At 44.1% G+C, this 1,101-nt stretch carries 2 protein-coding genes; one reads left to right on the plus strand and one right to left on the minus strand.

Annotation, left to right across the window (positions count from 1 at the left end; genetic code table 11):
• Positions 1-351 precede the first annotated feature (351 nt).
• A complete protein-coding gene (locus OGY13_RS00965; RefSeq protein ID WP_001752509.1) occupies positions 352-852 on the plus strand; it encodes a non-heme ferritin-like protein in 501 nt (166 codons plus the stop codon).
• A 68-nt stretch (positions 853-920) separates the two neighbouring features.
• On the opposite strand, the gene OGY13_RS00970 is transcribed toward OGY13_RS00965, so the two are convergent.
• On the minus strand, positions 921-1,101 hold a 181-nt coding region (locus OGY13_RS00970), incomplete at its 5' end, for a hypothetical protein (RefSeq protein ID WP_502873177.1).

Here is a 1,101-nt window from a genome sequence, read left to right on the forward strand (position 1 = left end):
GGTAAGCAGAGTTTTTGAAATGTAAGGCCTTTGAATAAGACAAAAGGCTGCCTCATCGCTAACTTTGCAACAGTGCCCCTAATCGTGTTCAGCAGAATAGCCGGAGGAAGTTTCCTACTGTCGATAAGAAAGGATTGGCACAGGGAGTGTGAATATCGAAACACCATCACAGAATAATGCCAGATAGAAATGCGATAGTAGGGTTGGATATTTAAATAAGGAGCATCCCGACTTAAAATGAATATGACTGCGTAACCAGGCGCAATAAAAAAAGCGAAAGAATCGCTTTTATTCTGGTTGTTTTTTCGAAGAGTGACCGTTTTCTGAGATGACAAGAAATAAGGAAGTCCTATGATCGCTAGCGGAATAGTTCAAAAACTGAATGCGCAAATGAATCAGGAGTTTTATACCTCAAATTTGTATCTTCAGCTCAGCCAGAGGTGCAGCGAGAATAGCCTTAATGGCACCGCACTATTTTTGCGTCATCAGGCGCAAAATACGGTGACGCAAATGATGCGCATGTACGAATACATCAAACAGAGCGGCGCCACGCCGGTGTTACAGGAGCAACACGCCCGGTGCGGTGAATTTTCCACGCTGGAAGATCTGTTTGAGCAGACGGTAAGCGATTACCAGAAGCGCATTAATGCGCTGACCTCTTTGACGGAAGACGCCCAGGCAGCAAACGATAAGTCAGCGATTAACTTCCTGAAGCGATACAGAAAAGAGGAAATCGTGGACGGGACGCTGTTGCAAATCATTCTGGATGAAGTCCGCAGCGCTAAAAAAGCGGGCATCAACATGCAGCAAACCGACCACTATCTGGTTGGCGTGATCGATCGCTATCACTAAATCAATTTCGCAGTACGAGGAGGTTTTACGCCTCCTCAGAAAATCTGTTTTACATCAGAAACAGAGGTTTATGCCAGTGAACATTTGATACCCAACACGTCATAGTGATTTTTTAACTTAGCGTTTTTATATCGTGCCAAAAATGTCTCTGCTTGTGTCTTTATATTAAGGAAGGTGCGAATAAGCAGGTCATTTCTTCCCAAGCTGACTCGCTGATTAAAATTTCGCGGATCTGGGCCGATTTTTTTC

The organism is Citrobacter sp. Cpo045, from assembly GCF_030332875.1.
In the GTDB taxonomy this organism is placed as follows: Bacteria; Pseudomonadota; Gammaproteobacteria; order Enterobacterales; family Enterobacteriaceae; genus Citrobacter; species Citrobacter portucalensis.

What these genes read in the sequence shown, in the direction of transcription:
- OGY13_RS00965 (WP_001752509.1), top strand. Translation starts at nt 352, where the DNA reads ATGATCGCTAGCGGAATAGTTCAAAAACTGAATGCGCAAATGAATCAG.